We start from the raw sequence: 14,325 nt of genomic DNA, 5'->3' as shown, positions 1-14,325 counted from the left end.
TAGTATGTGAATGGAAAGTAATAGAGGTGAACAAATGATGGGAAATCGCCAAAATGTTATGATAAAAGGGACGAAAGACGGATTTATTCTACAGCTCGATGACCAATGCGGATACGACACTCTAAAGTATGAACTGATGGAAAAGCTTTCTGTCCAGTATAAGGCATTAGACGATCAGCCGCTCATCTCTGCAAAAATCCAGGCTGGAAACCGTTACCTAACGAATGAACAAAAAGAAGAGTTAAGAGAGATTGTACGCAGCCAAAAGAGCTTAGTAGTTGAAGAGATTCATAGTAATGTGATGACGCTTGAAGAAGCGGATATGTTAAAACGGCAGCATGAAATGTCCTCTATGGCGGGGATTATTCGATCTGGTCAAGTCATTGAAGTAGAAGGTGATTTTCTCCTGATCGGGGATGTGAACCCAGGTGGGATGATTATGGCAGGCGGCAATATCTATATTTTAGGGACATTAAAGGGTATTGCCCATGCCGGCTGTTATGGGAATGAGCAGGCTGTTATTGTCGCTTCACAAATGAGGCCATCACAGCTTCGGATTTCAAAGCATTTAAATCGAGCACCAGATACGGACAAGAATGACCAGGAGAGTCATGAAATGGAATGTGCATACATAGATGAATCTGATCAGATCGTGGTGGATCGCCTTCAAGTGCTTCGCCACGTTCGGCCGATGATAACTAAGCATGAAGGGGGAAGGTAAGATGGGCGATGCCATTGTCATTACCTCCGGAAAAGGTGGAGTAGGGAAAACCACAACAACTGCAAATTTAGGTACTGCTCTTGCAATGCAGGGGAAAAAAGTTTGTTTAATCGATACTGATATCGGTTTGAGAAATTTGGATGTTGTACTTGGTCTTGAAAACCGTATCATCTACGATCTTGTAGATGTAGTAGAAGGAAGATGTAAAATCCAGCAGGCGCTAGTAAAAGATAAACGCTTTGATGATTTGCTGTATTTATTGCCAGCAGCACAAACAAGTGATAAATCGGCAGTAGAACCGAAGCAAATGAAAGAGCTTGTTGAGCAGCTTAAACAGGACTATGATTATATCTTAATCGATTGTCCTGCAGGTATTGAACAGGGATACAAAAATGCAATCGCGGGTGCTAATAAAGCCATTGTCGTAACCACGCCAGAAAAATCAGCTGTACGAGATGCTGACCGTATTGTTGGTCTACTAGAAAAAGAGGCTATCGAGCCGCCAATGCTTATTATCAATCGTATTCGAAACCATATGATGGAATCAGGTGATATGCTGGATATTGATGAAGTTACAACGCACTTATCTATTGATTTACTAGGAATTGTAATAGATGATGATCAGGTTATTACAGCTTCTAACAAAGGCGAACCGATCGCGCTGAATCCTGATAATAAAGCTTCCATTGCCTATCGTAATATTGCCAAGCGTATTTTAGGAGAATCCATTCCTCTGATGTCACTTACACCAGATAAGAAAAGTGTAATGCAAAAGCTGATTGGTTTCTTCGGTAAAAAATAATTCATCTATAAAGGACTTATTGCTGCGCTATCACTGCGCAGCAATAAGTCCTTTTGTGTATTCATACCCCGACTTTTTTAATCATAGAGTAAAAGGAGGTTTATTGAAAAAGGAGTGAGCCTGTGAGACATCCATCTTTATTAAAGCAGCATTCTCGTTCTCGACGAGCCAAAAGATCAAGTAGAAGAATTTCAGCTTCACCAGTTGACCAGCATCCTTCCTTGTTTCAAAAATTGGTCGTTAAGTCGATCGTAGCACTGTTGATTGTTTTTACAACCATCGGGATTCAGCAGCAAAAAATCCCGATGCCTGAACCGATAAAAGCTGATCTTGGAAATCTAATGAATGATTCTTTGCCTTTTGCTTGGCTTTACGAGGAGTGGGGGGGATATGTAGGATTTAAGATTCCCGCCTCAGAGAGCGGTATTAGCAATATCACAGCTGAGGAAGGGGGGATGTACGCTTTACCTGTTTCATCAACGGTGTCTTCAAAAATTACACGTCATGGGGACGAGCTCCTTGTCACAGCAGTAAAAGGTGAAAATATCGTTGCAGCAGAAGCAGGAATTGTTCTTTTTGTAGGTGAAAGACAAAACGGTGAAACGGTGATCATTCAACACCCAGATCAAAGACAGTCCTATTATCGAAATGTAACCCTGGGATCGTTGCGTACCTTTGATTATGTAGAGCGGGGAGAAAACATTGGGTATGTGAAGGAAAATGAAGGATTTTATTTTTCGATTCAAGATGAGACGGGCTTTTTAGATCCTTCTTATTTATTCTTAGTTGATGATGAGTAAAAGATTTGTATCGCTCCGTATCCATCCACTTACATGGGGCCTTGCTGGTGTATCGTTTTTGACAGGTCAATTCCTTCCTTTTTTTATATTGTTTTCCCTTATTATTCTTCATGAAGCAGGACATGCTGCTGCGGCAAGGTTGTTTGGATGGAAATTTCGTTCTGTCACACTTCTCCCCTTTGGCGGAAAGCTGGAGTTTGAAGAGTGTCTTGATCGGCCTTTTAGAGAAGAGTTGATTGTCACATTAGCTGGTCCGTTCCAGCATCTTGTGATGGGAATGATCGCTTTTTTATTTTTAAAAGAGTGGATTTATTATCCGCTGCTGATGCATTTGAATATTCAGCTGCTGCTTTTTAACCTATTGCCATTATGGCCGCTCGATGGAGGTCGATGTATCTTTCTTTTATTTGGGAAGTTTCTTCCTTTTCTTTCTGCGATGGAGCAAGTGCTGTTGATTAGTGCAATGGGACTGGCTGTTTCCTTTTTCGTGATGACGGTGTGGTTTACATTTAACCTTCAGTTCATGTTTGTCCTGAGTTACGTAGCTCTATCTTGTTATGTACAGTGGAAAACGCGATTTATCCTTCAGGAGCAGTTTTGGCTGGAGCGTTGGAAGATGAAAAAGCAGCATGATGATGTCATCACCCTTACGGTCAATAGCCACGACGCCCTTTATGAGGTGTTAAAAAAGATAAAAAAAGGATCTTCTATCATAATTGTTATAAAGCAGCAAGAAAAAACGGTTGGTGTGTTAACGGACCAGCTCGCCTTGCAGGGTTTCTTTAAAAAAGGCTGGCGACAAAAGCCGGTCATTACCTTATTGCAAAATTAATCATGGTATACTACATAGAAGCAGATTGTATAGAAAAGGTGAACGTAACCATGATGAAAAAAATAATAATAAATGCAAGAGGACGTGAAAAAAGGTGGCTATTAGCAGAGGATAACGTAGTCTCTCGTTTGGAGGTTCACCAACCCGCTGAGCATTCAAAGGTCGGCAATGTTTATGTGGGGGTTGTAGAGAGTATTAAACCATCGCTAAATGCTGCATTCGTATCCTTTGATAAAGGGAAAAATGGATTTCTTTCATTTAAAGACGTACCTAGCCATCAAACAGTACAATCCATCCAATCTTTGCTTCATCAAGGGCAGAGAATTCTTGTGCAGGTGAAAAAGGACGAGTCTTCTATGAAAGGAGCTGTGCTGACAGCAAACCTTGAGTGTGGTAGTAGAAGCCTCGTCTATTTTCCATTTGGACGTATTGTAACGGTCTCAAAAAAAATCTTGGAAAGTGCTAAAAGAAATGAACTAAAGGATTGGGGGAATCTGATCCTAAAGGAACAGGAAGGCTTGTTATTACGAACTGAAGCAAAAGAGAAGTCTCTTGAGAAGCTCCAGGAGGAATTAGAGAGCCTTAGAAGAACGGTGACAGGCTGGCAGCAGGCGCTAATCAAAAAAAAGGCTCCATCACCCGTTGAAGTGCTTGATCCGTTTGTCAAGAGTTTGTATACACTAATGGAAAAAGAGCGTTCAGGACTGATTCTTACGGATGAGCAGACTATCAAAGAAGAGATTCAAACATTTCTATCGAATCGAGAGGAGCTTGATTGGCAAGTAGATTTCGAGCATGCCGATACAGATATATTCTCAAGAAATGGATTTTCTGGTATTGAAGAAAAAGCAACAAAAAATGTTGTTTGGCTTAACGGCGGTATTTCTATTGTGATTGAGGCAACAGAGGCATTAACAGTAATTGATGTGAACTCTGGAAAGCTTGCCAAGCAAGGGCAGGTTCGGCAGTCAATAAGAAAGATTAATGAGGCTGCAGGAAAAGAAATAGCAAGACAGCTGAAGCTTCGAGATATTAGCGGGATCATTATTGTTGATTTTATTAATATGTCTAGTAGTCAAGATCAGCAGTTTATTGAAAATATGATGAAAAGATTGTGCCAGCATGATCATAAGCATGTCGAAGTTGTCGGTTTTACTTCGTTAAGTCTGCTGCAGCTTACAAGAAAGAAAACAAGACCTTCTCTTGAAGAAAGTCTTTTTGTACGTTGTCCGGTTTGTGATGGGAAGGGCCTGGTTGCATCCGCTGAGACACTGGCCTTTCGTTTGGAACGAGAGCTGTTTGAGCATAGGCGTTCCATCCGTGACTGTATACAAATAGAAGCGACAAAAGATGTGATGGATATGTTCAGGGGTGAAGGCGGGCAGTTTCAAGCGCATATTGAAAATCAAATGGGTACCTCAATTGAATGGGTATCTGCTGGTCATCAACATCCTTTTTATCACATATTACGACTCTGATTATCATTTAGAAAAAAGTTAGGTAATAATTACATTGACTCAGCCTTTTGATTTGTGTTAAAATTTTAATGTTGTTTGTAGCACCCGTGCTACAACCGCACATTACAGGTTTAAGAGCCGAAAAGCCACCTGGTTAGATGGCGAGTCTGAGTGAATAAGGAGGTGCAATAGGAATGTACGCAATTATTGAAACTGGCGGCAAGCAAATTAAAGTAACTGAAGGTCAAGTTGTTTATATCGAGAAATTGGATGTAGAAGCAGGTGCTGATGTTACATTTGAAAAAGTTCTTTTCGTAGGCGGAAGTGACGTTAAAGTTGGAAGCCCATTGGTGGAAGGCGCTACCGTTACTGGTACTGTTGAAAAACAAGGCCGTGCTAAAAAGATCACTGTTTTCAAATACAAAGCAAAGAAAAACCAACACCGTAAGCTAGGTCATCGTCAACCATACACGAAAGTTGTGATTGGCAAAATCAACGCGTAAGGTTGGGGAATATGATACAAGTGATCATAGAACGAGACCGTGACGATCGTATACTAGCTTTTCAAATGGATGGACATGCTGATTATGATGAGCACGGAAAAGATTTGGTTTGTGCCGGAGCTTCTGCCGTATCGTTTGGTGCTGTTAATGCGATTTTCGCGTTAACTTCGATTGAACCCATTATAGATCAGGGATCCAATGGAGGTTTTTTACGGATCGATCTTCCAGAAAGCATTGAACCTGCCGATTACGAGCGAGTTCAGCTATTGCTCCAAGGAATGGTCGTATCGTTGCAAACAATTGAACGTGAATATGGGCAGCACATTAAAATAACTTTCAAATAAGTTGGAGGTGGAATATATGTTAAGATTAGATCTTCAATTTTTCGCATCGAAAAAGGGAGTAGGTTCTACTAAAAACGGACGTGATTCACATTCTAAGCGCCTTGGTGCTAAGCGTGCGGATGGTCAGTTCGTAAGCGGTGGTTCAATTCTTTACCGTCAACGCGGTACTAAGATTTATCCTGGTACAAACGTTGGTCGCGGTGGAGATGATACTCTATTCGCAAAAACTGACGGCGTAGTACGCTTTGAGCGTCTTGGCCGTGATAAGAAAAAAGTCAGCGTGTATCCTGTAGTACAGGAAGCATAAGACAAAAGGAAACTCTGGCCGTTTTCGGTTAGAGTTTCCTTTTTTTTCGGCGTAACCTCTACCTTTTTGCTATACTTATGTACATGATAAAGAAGCCTTGATAGGAGGATTTCGATGAAGGAGAAAATTGGAGCGCTTGATTTGCTGCAGCATAGCCGTCATGATTGGATGAATCGGCTGCAAATTATCAAGGGTAATCTGGAATTAGCCAACGTTGAACGTGCGAGAGAAGTGATTGAGGAGATCGTCATAGAAATGCGTCAAGAAGCTCAGCTCTCCGCTCTCGGGGTCCCCCATCTGTCAGAATGGCTTTTAACCTACAATTGGGTAAGACGCGCCCGTCTGATGGTTAAGTTTGAGGTTCTAACTGACGGCCGGCTTCCGATAGAAATGGACCCCACGCTTTATGAATGGTTAAAAGGTGTTGTGGACAAGCTTGAACAATCGGTGTGTGATGGTGTTGATAATGAGCTATACTTTATAATGGAAATAGATCAAGAACAATCCGCATTTCACGTGACAATCGAATACGAGGGTGGAGAACTTAAAGACTCTCCAAAGAACTGGCTGAAGGACATTAACTGTAAGCGAGTTGAACCCGCATTAACCTGGTATGGTTCAACATCTACACAGTTCGCTGTAAAGGCGTCGTTCGAGCTGTTTCCAGTGTCACGGTAATGCCGGAGAAAATTAGGAGGATCACATATGTTTGTTGATCAGGTCAAGATTTATGTAAAAGGCGGCGACGGTGGTGACGGAATGGTTGCTTTTCGCCGGGAAAAGTATGTACCGATGGGCGGACCTGCTGGTGGTGACGGAGGAAAAGGTGCGAATGTCATCTTTGTAGTGGACGAAGGTTTGCGGACACTTATGGACTTTCGCTATCAGCGTCATTTTAAAGCGCCTAAAGGCGAGAACGGAATGACTAAGAATCAGCATGGACGCGGTGCCCAGGATATGGTTGTAAAGGTTCCACCTGGAACAGTTGTAAAGGATGATGCAACCGGTGAAGTAATTGCTGATTTAACAGAGCATGGACAGCGGTCAGTGATCGCAAAAGGCGGACGTGGCGGACGTGGTAATTCAAGATTTGCAACACCAGCGAATCCTGCTCCCGAACTTTCCGAAAAAGGTGAACCAGGTCAAGAACGAGATGTTGTAATGGAGCTAAAGCTTTTGGCTGATGTCGGGCTTGTTGGATTTCCAAGCGTAGGAAAATCGACACTGCTTTCAGTTGTTTCATCTGCAAAACCCAAAATTGCTGAATACCATTTTACAACGATCGTACCGAATCTAGGTATGGTTGAGACGGAGGATGGTCGAAGCTTTGTGATGGCCGATTTACCCGGGCTTATTGAAGGAGCTCACTCAGGAGTGGGACTAGGGCATCAATTCTTGCGTCATATCGAACGTACACGTGTTATCATTCATGTAATCGACATGTCTGCCCTTGAGGCAAGAGATCCATACGAAGATTATGTAACCATTAATAACGAATTAAAAGAGTATAATTTACGTTTAACTGAGCGTCCGCAGGTCGTTGTTGCGAATAAAATGGATATGCCAGAAGCAGAAGAAAATCTTAAAGCATTCCGTGAAAAAGTAGGAGAAGATATTCAGGTGTTTCCAATCTCTGCGATCTCAAGACAGGGTCTTAAAGATCTTGTTTACACGGTTGCTGATTTAATTGAACAGACACCCGAATTCCCGCTTGATGAAGTACAAGTGGATGAAACCATTAATCGTGTACTTTATAAACACGAAGGTATTCAGGAAGATTTTGAAATTACGCGTGAATCTGATGGAAGCTTTGTTATTACAGGGGATTCAATTGAACGTCTGTTTAAGATGACGGACTTCAGTCGAGAAGAATCGATTCGCCGTTTTGCCCGTCAGCTGCGTGCAATGGGAATCGATGATGCACTAAGAGAACGCGGTGCTGAGAACGGAGATACAGTAAAAATTGTTGAGTTTGAATTCGACTTTATTGACTAATTAAAGTGTTTTTAGGCCAAGGAAATGGGAGGAAATAGGGTGGCGAAGAATCATCTAGATGAAAAATTTTACCTTGTAAGGGAGGATATTCTGCCTGAAGCCATGAAAAAAACTCTTGAAGCAAAAGAGCTGTTAGAAAGGGGAAAAGCTGATTCCGTTTGGGAGGCAGTGAGACAGGTAGACCTAAGTCGAAGTGCTTTTTATAAATATCGAGACACTGTCTTCCCTTTTCATACTGTGGTTAAGGAGAGAATTATCACCCTCTTTTTCCATCTGGAAGATCGATCAGGTACCCTATCCCAGCTGCTTGGGCTTGTGGCTACATGTCAATGTAATATATTAACCATACATCAAACGATTCCTCTACAAGGGAGAGCGAACGTAACCTTGTCGTTGAATGTGACGGATATGAGTGTCACGCTGGATGAGATGATGTCACGGTTAAAGCGATTGGAATTCGTAGAGAAAGTTGAAGTACTTGGTTCTGGTGCGTAAATAGGAGCCATGGTCAGAAAGGTGATATCATGAAAATTGCATACTTAGGTCCGGAAGCCTCTTTTACCCACCACGCAGTGCAAAAGGCTTTTGAAAATGGTCAATTAATCCCTTTTACCACAATCCCTGATTGCATTGAAGCATTGACTACAGGTGAGGTTGATCGTACGGTAGTGCCTTTGGAAAATGCGTTGGAAGGATCTGTGCCCATTACAGTGGACTATTTATTTCATGAGGTGGATGTTCATATTACGGCGGAACTTGTGTCCCCAATTGAACAGCATTTAATGGTACATCCTCATAATGGAAATGACTGGGAAAATCTGACGAAAATTATGTCACATTCCCATGCATTAGCGCAGTGTCACAAATATCTTTATTATCGTTTTCGCGGGATTTCGTTAGAGCAGTCAACCTCTACTTCTGCCGCAGCACGTTATGTAAGTGAGCATCCGGAGGAAAACGTTGCTGCAATCGGCAACTCTATGGCTGCGGGGAAATATGGTTTGAAAATGGTTGAAGAAAATATTCACGATTTTCACTTTAATCATACTCGTTTTGCCGTTCTTTCACGAGATAAGGCAACTGATATACTGTTGCTGGAAGAAACGTCTCATAAATCTACACTGATGATCACACTTCCTTCAGATGATCGACCTGGTGCTCTGCATCAAGTGCTTTCAGCCTTTTCATGGCGTCAGCTAAGCCTTAGTAAAATTGAATCTCGCCCTTTAAAAACAGGGCTTGGCAATTATTTTTTCATTATTGATGTAGAGCAATCAATGGACGGTGTGCTGATGAAAGGCGCAGTGGATGAGCTTGAAGCTCTAGGCTGTACTGTAAAATTACTTGGAAGCTATCATAAATATACGGTTCCAACCAATTAAACTTTATATCTAGTAAGGTAAAAAGCATTCGAAGTAGCCGAAGTGGCGAGTTCGAATGCTTTTTTTAGTCACGAATCAAAATCCCTTCTTTAAATAAACGATCCTCTATTCTTTGAATGGTCTCTTCTTGATCTGCCACGATTTCATGAAGGTGAATCCCTCCAGTTAGCTCTGATAAAAATGAAGCATCAGTATCAGAGATTTTCTTTAAAAATGATTGAACCTCCTCTTTTGAAGAGAGCATCATAGATGCAGTCAGATCCCCATACACCGGATGTTCAATCGAAACATTCTTTATTAAGGCTCCTGCTTCGACAATGATCATCATTTCGGTTTCACTTTGCTCTGGCGTGTGGCGGCACACGATCGTTCGGCTGATTTTAGTTTGTGGCCCTGCTGGCATAAAAAGATATCCTTGGCTGGTGGCAAGGATCGGTTCATCTCGCGCCTTTAATAAGGTTATATCACTTACAATTACCTGGCGGCTAACATTTGTTTGGCGCGCAAGCTCGCTGCCTGTAATGGGATTTTGGGATTCTTTTAATGTTTTTAAAATCTCTTCTCTTCTACTTTCTCCGTTTATTTTTTTATTCCTTGGCATTAATCTCTCTACCTCTTTCATTCACAGTTTGTCGCTATTGTATCATAGAGCAGCTGATGAGCCCATTTGTAATTAATCGTGGCAAAAAGAAAAGCCATTCATAGGATATAGGGAATGAGCCATGAAGGAGGGAAATATGTGAAAATCCATATCGTCCAAAAAGGTGATTCACTTTGGACAATCGCCAAGAAATATAATGTATCCTTTGAAGAGTTAAAGGCTGTAAATACACAATTATCTAATCCGGATATGATCATGCCAGGAATGAAAATAAAAGTGCCGTCAGAAGGTAAAGGGAATAAGGGAGTGATGGTAAAGGAAACGACAATTTCTCATCCCTTCAAAGAACACAAACCTTCAGTTATGCCTCCAGTAGCTTACCCAGAATATATATTGCCGAAAATGCAGCCAGCACCACAAGTACCGCAGTCGCAACCCGTGCCGCAGCCAATGCCGCAAATAATAATGCCTCATTTCCAGCCGCAGCCAGCACCTCAGCCAATCATGATGCAACCGGAGGTGGATATTTATCAAACGTATAATCTTCATCTCTTGCAGGCGCAGCCGCAGCCGCAGCCAGCACTAACACCACCACCACCTCCAGCACCACCAATGCCAGAAGCTCCAGTAAAAGGTGTGGAAGAGCCGCCTGTTTTACCTATGATGGAAGAAGGTCCATCAGTACAATATTTACAAGAAGGAATGATGCCAATGATGGATCCATCGTGTATTCCAGTTACACCAGTGATGCCTGGAGCGGGGTGGGGACCTTTTCCTTTTCCTGCAGCTCCTGCATCAATGGGTCCAGGAATGTACGCTCCACAAGTGCAGGGGGCGCAGTATATGCCAATGCCGGCACACTATGATGAATCACCAGAACACCATGCATACCAACATCCAACCGCTTATCCTCAACAGCCGAACGCAATGGGAATACCGCCAAAAAAATCTTGTGGATGCGGGGGACAACAACAATATATGCAGCCCGTTCCATATGTAAAACCACAGCCATTTCATGCTAATCCGGAAATGGCACACCATATGCATGCAATGGATAGCTCAGATATGGAGCATGCATACATGCAGCCAATGTACGGAACAGGAATGGATCATGGGTATATGTCCCATTCCTATGGCCAACCAGGAATGGGTCTAGGTCAAGGATATACGCCAATGTATGGCCAACCAGGAATGGGTCTAGGTCAAGGATATACGCCAATGTATGGGCAACCAGGAACGGGTCCAGGTCAAGGGTATATGCCAATGTATGGCCAGCCGGGAATGGGTCCAGGTTATATGCAGCAGCCATTTGGACAAATGCCATATATGGTTCCGCGGTTAGATGAAGATGGACTGGAATAATCAATCAAAAGAAGACGAGATGTCTCGTCTTCTTTCGTTTTTAACAAAGAACTCTATAAAGAATAATGAACTTTATCCAATTAAGAAAAATGTCTATAAATGGATGACAGGGGAAGAGAAGTGGATTGTTAAGGGGTATACGGATAGAAAGCTTGCAGCTCGCATCCGTGATCTTCATTTCCAATTAGAAAAGAACTCTTTTCAAAACGCACCATATCTACATAGGTGGAATCGAAAAGAGTTAATCGAAATTGATTCAAAGTATTATTTAATTTTCCTATTTATGGAAGGTGATGCAGTTAACTATCGTATGAGTGTACAACGAAATCAAGTGTTACAAATGCTTCACCAGTTTCACCAATTATCTCAATTATTGCCGAAAAAAATATTGATTCAATTTCCTGAGGAAAGATGGATCGAGCGATGGCAGAGAAGGTTTAATCAGTGGCAGTCCCATAAGGCATCTTTAATGCAATTTCTTCCATCTTCAATCATTCAGTACTATACCAGCCTTGGGGTTGAATCACTAACTCGTTTATCTCTATTGGAGAAAAACACCGGCCTTCAACATGGTTATCTTGTTCATGGGGATGTTGCACATCATAATTTTATTATTAATAAATCAAGAGTTGCGTTAATTGATTTTGATCTTGCTAGCCGTTCTCATCCCATCATTGAGTATGTACAATGGGCTAATCGAGTGCTTCCATCAATTGGATGGCAAATCGATCTGTTATTTGACCATGCGATCATTGCTGATTTTAAAGATTGTCCGGTCTTTTTAACGGGTTTACTTTATCCTGGGGATGTTTACCGAGAATGGAACCGTTTTATCGAATCAAAGGAAAAGAATGACCTCCGTTTCCTATCCTATCTAAACAATTTAAGTGTAAAGCAGATCCACCAGAGAAAAAAATTTGTTATGGATGTGTTGACAAGAATTAGAAAGCTTTCTGTTTGAATGAATAACCCGTTTTCCTCACACGCTAGAGACAACCCACTTAGGAGGAAAATGAATGAAAATATATGCGTGGATGATGTTTTTTATGGTTGGCCTGTTGCTGTTAGGCTGTGCGGATCAATCAGATAATGCGGATGTCGGAGTCTCGGGAGACAATCAAGCAACACCCCTTTTAAATTGGAATGATGAACGATATAATGAAAATTCTAAACAAGATCTTACGGAAATGGACGGCTTTATGGCTGATGAATCGAACGCTAGAAATGAAATCCATCAAGGTGAATTTTCAGACGAATTAACGGAGGCATTAAATCAAATAGATGGAGTAAAGGATGCGAAAGTAATTGTTCATAATAAGGAGGTTGCTGCATCTGTCCTTCGTAATCATACTAGTTCCATTCAAAATGAAATGATACAGGTTCTAAAAGATCGGGTTGGCGGTGACTATAAGATTTTTGTATCCGATGATAAAGCCGCGTATCGAGTTGCCCAGTCATTAGATAACGGTCTTCGCTCAGGATATGATGAAAAATGGGAGCATGAAAATATGGAATATTTAAAGGCGCTGATGACAGAAGTCTAGTCAAGAGTATATGCTTTTGTTAATAGTGAAAAAGCTGTCGTAATCATCTATGCCAGCTTATTATCACATTGAAGATAAGATAATAAAAGGCATCAAAATTTGATTTACATGTAGATAACAATATTTAGCTAATCATTTTTTTATGAATAACTTCTCAAAATAAAACCACACTACCCGGTAGAGGGAGGTGTGATGCTCATGAATAGTACAATAATCTTCAGAGCCTGTATACTAGCAGCCTGTATATTGTTTAGCAGTACTGCGTTTCTAATAAAAGCGGCAGTGCCAACTGGGCCACAGACCGTTGAAGTAACCTTAATTACCTATTATGAGGACGGTGATAAGGCCTTTGAAGTGAACAATGAAGAGATACTAGCAATGGAGGATTTCTGGGCTAAATATCAAGACTGGCAGCTTGTAGATATGTCTAAAGGCAAGGTAATATTTCGTACCAAAACAGAAGAATGGTCACCACTGTTAGAACTAAGCGGTTATAGCTCATCTTTCTATTAACAACCGACAAACGGATCGGTTGTTTTTATTTCTTTACTCTGTTAAAATCACCTGTTGATTTCCGCTTCAGGTGTTCTCTTTACGCGGGCGGTCCGACGCTCCTCGGCGCTGTGCGGAGGGCACTGAAAAAGTAAGGTTTTCAAAAACAGCGAAAAATTAATCCCCGCTTTATCTCCCTTTTTTCATAATAATGTAGTGGTTATATTCCGCAATCAATTGTAAAATTAATGTTATTTCGGGAATTGATTTTACGAGTTTGAAAATGAGCGACTTTTTCAGCAGCCTAGCTATGCGCCTGCAGGGTCTCCCTTTGATTCGCTTTTCCACACAACAGTCTCGCACCTTCCGCTCCAATCAATATCGTGCAAAAATTAACCATTATCTTTAAGATAGCCAATTTTTAAGAAGATACAACGGATTTATGTTAAAATAAGAACGGACGTTTCTATTTATTTTTTGCTGTATGATTCTCCTTAACTTCGTTGTATGAATGTCTTTACTCATGCATAATATGATACAATGGAGTTTGGACTTGAAAGGAAGAAATTAATGTACGAATACATAAAAGGTCAGATTGCACAAATATCGACAGAGTATGTAGTGGTTGATCATCAAGGAATAGGCTATCAATTATTTATGCCTAATCCTTTTGTAATGTCTTCAAAGCAAGGTGAATTGGTCACCATATACACCTATCAATATGTACGTGAGGATCAGTTAACGTTATTTGGTTTTCCGACCATGGAAGAAAAGCTTCTTTTTATGAAGCTTTTAAGTGTATCGGGAATTGGACCAAAAGGAGCACTTGCCATCCTGGCTGCTGGTGCACCAGAGCAGGTAATTCAGGCGATTGAAAACGAAAACGATACGTTTTTAACGAAGTTCCCTGGGGTTGGCAAGAAGACGGCTAGACAAATGATTCTTGACCTAAAGGGCAAGCTTCAGGATGTTGTACCGGATTATTTTCCGAATTTATTTGCGGATCCAAATAAAGCGAATCTTTCCGAATGGCATGAAATGGAAGAAGCGCTGCTAGCATTAAAAGCACTAGGCTATTCTGAGAGAGAATTGAAAAAAATTGAGCCTGTTTTGAAGAAAGAGTCCCTTTCTACAGACGAATATATAAAAAAAGGCTTGCAGCTGATGCTGAAGCTTTCGTAGT

At 41.3% G+C, this 14,325-nt stretch carries 17 protein-coding genes, 1 pseudogene and 1 other annotated feature; of the genes and pseudogenes, 17 read left to right on the top strand and 1 reads right to left on the bottom strand.

The window, feature by feature from the left end:
• Window positions 1-37 precede the first annotated feature (37 nt).
• From minC to pheA, 12 genes are all read left to right on the top strand, one after another.
• Window positions 38-721, top strand: a complete 684-nt coding sequence (minC, locus tag KP78_RS16340) for a septum site-determining protein MinC (RefSeq protein WP_041090445.1) — start codon at window positions 38-40, stop codon at window positions 719-721.
• A gap of 1 nt (window position 722) precedes the next feature.
• Entirely contained in the window at window positions 723-1,523 is an 801-nt protein-coding gene (minD, locus tag KP78_RS16335; RefSeq protein ID WP_041090443.1) for a septum site-determining protein MinD, read from the top strand.
• A gap of 122 nt (window positions 1,524-1,645) precedes the next feature.
• Window positions 1,646-2,323, top strand: coding sequence for a M23 family metallopeptidase (locus KP78_RS16330; RefSeq protein ID WP_041090441.1), 678 nt, complete (start codon window positions 1,646-1,648; stop codon window positions 2,321-2,323).
• A complete protein-coding gene (locus tag KP78_RS16325; protein WP_157841518.1) occupies window positions 2,316-3,155 on the top strand; it encodes a site-2 protease family protein in 840 nt (279 codons plus the stop codon). Before KP78_RS16330 ends, KP78_RS16325 begins: the two co-directional genes overlap by 8 nt.
• Window positions 3,156-3,208: 53 nt before the next feature.
• The gene (locus tag KP78_RS16320; protein WP_235420964.1) at window positions 3,209-4,633 is read left to right on the top strand and encodes a ribonuclease E/G; all 1,425 of its coding nucleotides are present in this window, start codon (window positions 3,209-3,211) and stop codon (window positions 4,631-4,633) included.
• Window positions 4,634-4,716: 83 nt separating this feature from the next.
• Window positions 4,717-4,791 (top strand) — a sequence feature (ribosomal protein L21 leader region).
• A 15-nt stretch (window positions 4,792-4,806) separates the two neighbouring features.
• Window positions 4,807-5,115: a 50S ribosomal protein L21 gene (rplU, locus tag KP78_RS16315; RefSeq protein WP_041090436.1), complete on the top strand. Its 309-nt coding sequence runs from the start codon at window positions 4,807-4,809 to the stop codon at window positions 5,113-5,115.
• An 11-nt stretch (window positions 5,116-5,126) separates the two neighbouring features.
• On the top strand, window positions 5,127-5,459 hold the full coding sequence (locus KP78_RS16310) for a ribosomal-processing cysteine protease Prp (protein WP_041090434.1): 333 nt from the start codon (window positions 5,127-5,129) through the stop codon (window positions 5,457-5,459).
• Window positions 5,460-5,475: 16 nt separating this feature from the next.
• Window positions 5,476-5,766, top strand: coding sequence for a 50S ribosomal protein L27 (rpmA, locus tag KP78_RS16305; RefSeq protein WP_041090432.1), 291 nt, complete (start codon window positions 5,476-5,478; stop codon window positions 5,764-5,766).
• A gap of 114 nt (window positions 5,767-5,880) precedes the next feature.
• Window positions 5,881-6,444, top strand: a complete 564-nt coding sequence (locus tag KP78_RS18790; RefSeq protein ID WP_052474890.1) for a Spo0B domain-containing protein — start codon at window positions 5,881-5,883, stop codon at window positions 6,442-6,444.
• A gap of 27 nt (window positions 6,445-6,471) precedes the next feature.
• Complete coding sequence (gene obgE, locus KP78_RS16295) at window positions 6,472-7,761, top strand: GTPase ObgE (RefSeq protein WP_041090431.1); 1,290 nt, start codon at window positions 6,472-6,474, stop codon at window positions 7,759-7,761.
• Window positions 7,762-7,800: 39 nt separating this feature from the next.
• On the top strand, window positions 7,801-8,256 hold the full coding sequence (locus tag KP78_RS16290; protein ID WP_422723715.1) for an ACT domain-containing protein: 456 nt from the start codon (window positions 7,801-7,803) through the stop codon (window positions 8,254-8,256).
• A gap of 29 nt (window positions 8,257-8,285) precedes the next feature.
• Window positions 8,286-9,143 carry a prephenate dehydratase gene (pheA, locus tag KP78_RS16285; protein ID WP_041090427.1) on the top strand — a complete coding sequence of 286 codons (858 nt, stop codon included), beginning with the start codon at window positions 8,286-8,288 and terminating at the stop codon, window positions 9,141-9,143.
• A gap of 64 nt (window positions 9,144-9,207) precedes the next feature.
• On the opposite strand, the gene KP78_RS16280 is transcribed toward pheA, so the two are convergent.
• On the bottom strand, window positions 9,208-9,744 hold the full coding sequence (locus tag KP78_RS16280) for a transcription repressor NadR (protein ID WP_041090425.1): 537 nt from the start codon (window positions 9,742-9,744) through the stop codon (window positions 9,208-9,210).
• Window positions 9,745-9,882: 138 nt separating this feature from the next.
• On the opposite strand from KP78_RS16280, the pseudogene safA reads away from it, so the two are divergent.
• The 5 genes and pseudogenes from safA to ruvA form a co-directional block, all read left to right on the top strand.
• Window positions 9,883-10,035 (top strand): annotated as a pseudogene (gene safA, locus KP78_RS21265) (SafA/ExsA family spore coat assembly protein); the annotation flags it as partial.
• A 1,051-nt stretch (window positions 10,036-11,086) separates the two neighbouring features.
• On the top strand, window positions 11,087-12,067 hold the full coding sequence (locus tag KP78_RS16270; RefSeq protein ID WP_084220120.1) for a phosphotransferase: 981 nt from the start codon (window positions 11,087-11,089) through the stop codon (window positions 12,065-12,067).
• Window positions 12,068-12,122: 55 nt separating this feature from the next.
• Entirely contained in the window at window positions 12,123-12,650 is a 528-nt protein-coding gene (locus KP78_RS16265; protein ID WP_041090418.1) for a YhcN/YlaJ family sporulation lipoprotein, read from the top strand.
• Window positions 12,651-12,848: 198 nt separating this feature from the next.
• Window positions 12,849-13,163 (top strand): BofC N-terminal domain-containing protein, encoded by a 315-nt coding sequence (locus KP78_RS18785; protein ID WP_052474889.1) that lies wholly within the window; start codon window positions 12,849-12,851, stop codon window positions 13,161-13,163.
• 549 nt (window positions 13,164-13,712) lie between these two features.
• A complete protein-coding gene (gene ruvA / locus KP78_RS16255) occupies window positions 13,713-14,324 on the top strand; it encodes a Holliday junction branch migration protein RuvA (protein WP_041090416.1) in 612 nt (203 codons plus the stop codon).
• Window position 14,325 lies beyond the last annotated feature (1 nt).

It is taken from the genome of Jeotgalibacillus soli, assembly GCF_000829435.1.
Taxonomy (GTDB): domain Bacteria; phylum Bacillota; class Bacilli; order Bacillales; family Jeotgalibacillaceae; genus Jeotgalibacillus; species Jeotgalibacillus soli.
The sequence above is the reverse complement of the archived record's forward strand: the minus strand, read 5'-3'. Positions and strand labels throughout refer to the sequence as shown.

Excerpts from the sequence above, each read along its gene's own strand:
- minC (WP_041090445.1), top strand. The coding sequence starts at position 38 with ATGGGAAATCGCCAAAATGTTATGATAAAAGGGACGAAAGACGGATTT.
- minD (WP_041090443.1), top strand. The coding sequence starts at position 723 with ATGGGCGATGCCATTGTCATTACCTCCGGAAAAGGTGGAGTAGGGAAA.
- KP78_RS16325 (WP_157841518.1), top strand. The coding sequence starts at position 2,316 with ATGAGTAAAAGATTTGTATCGCTCCGTATCCATCCACTTACATGGGGC.
- KP78_RS16320 (WP_235420964.1), top strand. The coding sequence starts at position 3,209 with ATGAAAAAAATAATAATAAATGCAAGAGGACGTGAAAAAAGGTGGCTA.
- rplU (WP_041090436.1), top strand. The coding sequence starts at position 4,807 with ATGTACGCAATTATTGAAACTGGCGGCAAGCAAATTAAAGTAACTGAA.
- KP78_RS16310 (WP_041090434.1), top strand. The coding sequence starts at position 5,127 with ATGATACAAGTGATCATAGAACGAGACCGTGACGATCGTATACTAGCT.
- rpmA (WP_041090432.1), top strand. The coding sequence starts at position 5,476 with ATGTTAAGATTAGATCTTCAATTTTTCGCATCGAAAAAGGGAGTAGGT.
- KP78_RS18790 (WP_052474890.1), top strand. The coding sequence starts at position 5,881 with ATGAAGGAGAAAATTGGAGCGCTTGATTTGCTGCAGCATAGCCGTCAT.
- obgE (WP_041090431.1), top strand. The coding sequence starts at position 6,472 with ATGTTTGTTGATCAGGTCAAGATTTATGTAAAAGGCGGCGACGGTGGT.
- pheA (WP_041090427.1), top strand. The coding sequence starts at position 8,286 with ATGAAAATTGCATACTTAGGTCCGGAAGCCTCTTTTACCCACCACGCA.
- KP78_RS16280 (WP_041090425.1), bottom strand. The coding sequence starts at position 9,744 with ATGCCAAGGAATAAAAAAATAAACGGAGAAAGTAGAAGAGAAGAGATT.
- KP78_RS16270 (WP_084220120.1), top strand. The coding sequence starts at position 11,087 with ATGAAGATGGACTGGAATAATCAATCAAAAGAAGACGAGATGTCTCGT.
- KP78_RS16265 (WP_041090418.1), top strand. The coding sequence starts at position 12,123 with ATGAAAATATATGCGTGGATGATGTTTTTTATGGTTGGCCTGTTGCTG.
- KP78_RS18785 (WP_052474889.1), top strand. The coding sequence starts at position 12,849 with ATGAATAGTACAATAATCTTCAGAGCCTGTATACTAGCAGCCTGTATA.
- ruvA (WP_041090416.1), top strand. The coding sequence starts at position 13,713 with ATGTACGAATACATAAAAGGTCAGATTGCACAAATATCGACAGAGTAT.